The 3,620-nt window shown below is 48.6% G+C and carries 3 protein-coding genes; all 3 read left to right on the top strand.

From position 1 onward, the window contains the following. On the top strand, positions 1–654 hold a 654-nt coding region (locus J7K79_RS07560; RefSeq protein ID WP_296907104.1), incomplete at its 5' end, for a hypothetical protein. A gap of 30 nt (positions 655–684) precedes the next feature. Next, positions 685–2,325, top strand: a complete 1,641-nt coding sequence (gene argS, locus J7K79_RS07555; protein WP_296907101.1) for an arginine--tRNA ligase — start codon at positions 685–687, stop codon at positions 2,323–2,325. Positions 2,326–2,328: 3 nt separating this feature from the next. Next, a partial coding sequence (gene rlmD, locus J7K79_RS07550; RefSeq protein ID WP_296907099.1) for a 23S rRNA (uracil(1939)-C(5))-methyltransferase RlmD occupies positions 2,329–3,620 on the top strand: 1,292 nt, incomplete at its 3' end.

The following is a 3,620-nucleotide window of genomic DNA, read 5'->3' as shown; positions in this document are numbered from 1 at the left end:
GAGGACCTTTCTTTCGCTGATCTGTTGATGTTTCCAAGACTGACGGGAAATCTTCTGATGGGGGTTTTGCCCTTCAGAATTGAAAAGTTTGAGAAACTGGAACCGTTCTACGTGGGTCTACTCCGATACATATCGAGGAGCTTGAATATTCCCGTGATCTCGCCCGGTGTGGAGACTTTCAAATCGCCACCGGACATTCTGGTGGTGAAGAATGGGGAGATTCATCAGCGTTACACACCGAGAAACGGTCATCTCGTTGTAGATCTGGACGACTGGCGCGTGGCGATTCTGGGAAAAGAAGAAACTCTGTCCTCGAAGGTCTTGAGACCTCTTGTGGAGAAAGAGGTGTTCACTTTCATACACTTTGACCTGAAAGCAGAAGAGGAGGACTGGTGGAGTGAGAAGAGAGGACTGTGGGCCAGATCCCAGAGTCTTGAAGTGTTCGGAATAAAGCTTTCTCCAAAAGGGACCTTTCGGGATAGATCCTACAAGGGGAAGAGTTACATGAGTGCTCCCATCCCCCTCACACCAAACCTGACAGGCTTCCTGAGGCAAGATGGTAGCGTGAAGATGTCGGCCGATCTTGAGCTGGAACTCCTGAAGGAGAGAAGGCACAGGATAGATACGGTGAAACACATCCTCTTCAGAAGATGAGGCGACTTTGCAGACGTGGAGGTGCAAAATGTGCTGGTGAACATGGTCAGCGAAAGAGTTGAAAAAGCAGTTTCTGAACAGTATGGTACGGCCGTGGACTTCGAAGTCGAGATACCTCCGAGAAAGGAGTTTGGTGACCTCTCCACCAACGTCGCTATGAAGCTTGCAAAGCAGTTGAAAAGGAATCCTCGAGAGATAGCCCAGGAAATCGTCGGAGTACTCAATGAAGACAGTATCTTCGACAGAATAGAGGTCATGGGACCTGGCTTTATAAACTTCTTTTTCTCGAACAGGACCCTCCAAGAGGTCGTGAAAACGATACTCGAGCAAAGAGAAGAGTACGGTAGCGAGAATGTGGGAAAGGGATTGAAAGTACAGTTCGAATACGGAAGTGCAAATCCCACGGGACCTTTCACGGTGGGACACGGCAGGCAGATCGTGATCGGGGATGTGCTGTCAGCGGTCTTCAAGGAGCTCGGCTACGACGTCACAAGGGAGATGTACATAAACGATGGGGGAAAGCAGATAAAACTTCTGGCACAGTCTCTTTGGGCAAGGTACAACCAGTTGCTCGGTGTGGAGAAGGAGATACCGGAAGGTGGTTATCGTGGGGAATATCTTGTGGACATCGCAAAAGAGCTGGTGAACGAAATAGGGGATAGGTACAAAGGCGTGTGGAACGAAGAAGTGGAAGAGTTCTTCAAAAGCGTTGCTCTCAATCGTATCCTCTCCTCCATGAAGAATACACTGGAAAGGATGGGCTCATCGTTTGATGTCTATTACTCCGAAATGAGTCTCATAGAAGACGGTACCGTTGAAGAGGTGTTGAAGATACTGAGAGAGAAGAATCTGGTTTACGAAAAAGATGGAGCTTTGTGGCTTAAGGTGTCGGCGTTTGTAGAGGAAGACGACAAGGTCCTCGTGAGGAGCGATGGAACGTACACGTACTTCATGACGGACATTGCCTATCATTACAAGAAGTACAGAAGGGGATTTGCAAGGGTCTACGATATCTGGGGAAGTGACCATCACGGACACATCCCACGGATGAAGGCGGCGATGAAAGCTCTTGACATACCCGATGATTTCTTCAACGTCATTCTCCACCAGTTCGTCACGCTGAGACGTGGTGGAGAAACGGTTCGCATGTCTACAAGGGCGGGAGAGTTCATCACCCTGGACGAACTCCTGGACGAGGTGGGAAAAGATGCAACACGTTACTTTTTCGCCATGGTAGACCCAAACAATCACATGGTCTTCGACATCGACCTTGCCAAGGCAAAAACCATGGACAACCCCGTCTACTACGTTCAGTACGCACACGCGAGGATATCGAATCTTTTCCTGAACGCGGAGAAGAAGGGAGTTGAGTTCGAGGAGGGAAAGAATCTCGATCTTCTCGGAAATGAAGAAGAGAGAACTTTGATGAGGAACCTTGGAATGTTCACCTGTGTTTTGAAAGAAGTGGTCAAGATGTTCGCTCCGAACAGGCTCACCAACTACCTTCAGATGCTCTCAGAATCTTTCCATGTTTTTTACACGAAACACGTGATCGTTGCTCCTGAAAACAGGGCACTTTCAAACGCGAGGTTGAACCTTGCCCTCGCAACAAAGATCGTTTTGAAAAAAGGATTGGAACTCCTTGGAGTCTCAGCACCGGAAAGGATGTGACAGATGCTGGAGCACGTGAGAATAGACAAAATGGTCAACGGAGGATACGGCCTTGCCCGGCTTCAGAGTGGAAAGATCGTCCTCGTAGAAGGAGCGTACCCCGGGGAAGAAGTATTGATCAAAACGTTTCGAGAGAAAAAGGACTTCGCTTTCGGAAAGGTAGTATCTCTGATAAAAGAATCGGAGGATCGAATAAAACCTCCCTGCAAGTATTTCGGTCGCTGCGGAGGGTGCCACTGGATGGACATAAGATACGAAAAGCAACTCCTCTACAAGAAAGCAATCATCGAAGATCTCTTTGAGAGAGTAGGGTTGAGTGTTGAAGTAGAGGATGTGGAACCCAGCGATCTCGTGTTCCATTGCAGAACGAAGATGGAGTTTCACCTTCAGGGAAGAAGACTGGGGCTGAAGCAGCGTGGTTCTGATCTTGTGATCGACGTCAGATCCTGTGAAGTGGCACCGGAAGGGACCAACGAAATACTGGAGATCATCAGGGAAGCGATTCAGGTGCTGAACATACCAGTTTACAATCGGTTGACAAAGAGAGGAGTACTGAAGCACGTTGTTGTCAGGTACGCCTTCAGCACAGATCAGCTCATGGTCATCTTCGTAACCAAGACAGAGTCCTTCCCGTGGGGGAAAAGTCTGGTTCAGGCCATTTTGAAAGGTCTTCCGAAGGTACACTCGATCATCCATGTGATGAATTCGAAAGATTCCGTCGTTTTGAGAGGGCCTTACAGAACTCTCTACGGAGAAGGAGTGATCGTGGAAGAGTTCGACTGGGAGAAGTTCCAGATCCCACCGACTGCTTTTTTCCAGAGTAATTATTCGGTCACCTCTAAACTGATAGACCACGTCTACAGAGAACTGGATCTTCGGGGAAACGAAGTGGTGCTCGATCTTTACGCGGGCATCGGAACGTTTTCGGTAAGAACGTCCTACTCCTCAGCGAAAGTCGTTGCCGTTGAATCGAACAGAATTGCAGTGAAGGCGGGGAAAGCTAACTCAAACGTGAACGGTCGAAAAAACATAGAGTATGTGGAAAGTGACGTTCGAGAGTTCTTAAAATCCTATCAGGGCAGGGCAAACAGAGTGATCCTGGATCCACCCAGGTCGGGAGCGGGGCTGGATGTGATGAAGGAAATCTCAAAGCTTTCTCCTGAAAGAGTTGTTTACGTCTCTTGCGAACCCTCCACACTGGTACGAGACGTCCAGTTTCTTCAAAAAGAAGGCTACTCTATCGAGCGGGTGAAACCTTTTGATATGTTTCCTCAGACCTACCATGTGGAAACGGT

Source organism: Thermotoga sp. (assembly GCF_021162145.1).
Taxonomy (GTDB): Bacteria; Thermotogota; Thermotogae; order Thermotogales; family Thermotogaceae; genus Thermotoga.
The sequence above is the reverse complement of the archived record's forward strand: the minus strand, read 5'-3'. Positions and strand labels throughout refer to the sequence as shown.